The 1,356-nt window shown below is 44.9% G+C and carries 1 protein-coding gene; it reads left to right on the forward strand.

Features of this window, described 5'->3' with window-relative positions; genetic code table 11:
- Positions 1 to 1,356: Ig-like domain-containing protein (locus ACSULM_RS12460; RefSeq protein WP_436863115.1), on the forward strand; the 1,356-nt coding region annotated here is incomplete at both ends.

Consider the following 1,356-nt stretch of genomic DNA (forward strand, 5'->3'; position numbering starts at 1 on the left):
CGGTGAATAGAGTAACAAGCGAAGATAGCCAAGTAAGTGGAGCAGCAGAAGCAGGCTCGACAGTAAAAGTAACATTCCCAGGAGGAGAAACGGGAACAGGAACAGCGAATGAGCAAGGGAATTACACAATAGACATTCCAGCTGGTGTAAACCTCAAGGGTGGAGAAGAGTTAGTAGCGACGGCGACAGATGGAGCAGGAAATGAATCATCAGAAGGTAAGACAACAGTCGTAGATATAACAGCGCCAGAAGCACCAACGGTGAATAGAGTAACAAGCGAAGATAGCCAAGTAAGTGGAGCAGCAGAAGCAGGCTCGACAGTAAAAGTAACATTCCCAGGAGGAGAAACAGCAACAGGAACAGCGAATGAGCAAGGGAATTACACAGTAGATATTCCAGCGGATGTGAACCTCAAGGGTGGAGAAGAGTTAGTAGTAACAGCAACAGATGGAGCAGGAAATGAATCATCAGAAGGTAAGACAACAGTCGTAGATACAACAGCGCCAGAAGCGCCAATAGTGAGTGAAGTAACAAGTAAATCTATACAAATTGCTGGTAAAGCAGAGTCTCATTCAACGGTAACAGTAACATTCCCAGAAGGAGTGATAGCGACAGGAAAAGTAGATGAAACAGGAAACTATGTAGTCGAAATTCCAGAGAATGTGGACCTCAAAGGTGGAGAAGGGTTAGTAGTAACAGCAACAGATGAAGCAGGAAATAAATCACCAGAAGTGATGGTAACAGTCATAGATACAACAGCACCAGAAGCACCAACGGTGAATGGAGTAACAAGCGAAGATAGCCAAGTAAGTGGAACAGCAGAAGCAGGCTCGACAGTAAAAGTAACATTCCCAGGAGGAGAAACAGCAACAGGAACAGCGAATGAGCAAGGGAATTACACAGTAGATATTCCAGCGGATGTGAACCTCAAAGGTGGAGAAGAGTTAGTAGTAATAGCAACAGATGAAGCAGGAAATAAATCACCAGAAGCGAAGACAATAGTCGTAGATACAACAGCGCCAGAAGCACCAACGGCGGAAGAAGTAACAAGTGAATCAACGCAAATTAGCGGAAGAGGTGAACCAGGTTCAACAATAAAAGTAACCTTCCCAGAAGGAGTAACAGTGACAGGAACAGTAGATGAAACAGGAAACTATGTAGTCGAAATTCCAGCGGATGTGAACCTCAAAGGTGGAGAAGAGTTAGTAGTAACAGCGACAGATGAAGCAGGAAATGAATCGCCAGAAGCGAAGACAATAGTCGTAGATACAACAGCGCCAGAAGCACCAACGGTGAATAGAGTAACAAGCGAAGATAGCCAAGTAAGTGGAGCAGCAGAAGCAGGCTCGACAGTAA

Source organism: Staphylococcus caeli (assembly GCF_051413795.1).
Classification (GTDB): Bacteria; Bacillota; Bacilli; order Staphylococcales; family Staphylococcaceae; genus Staphylococcus; species Staphylococcus caeli_A.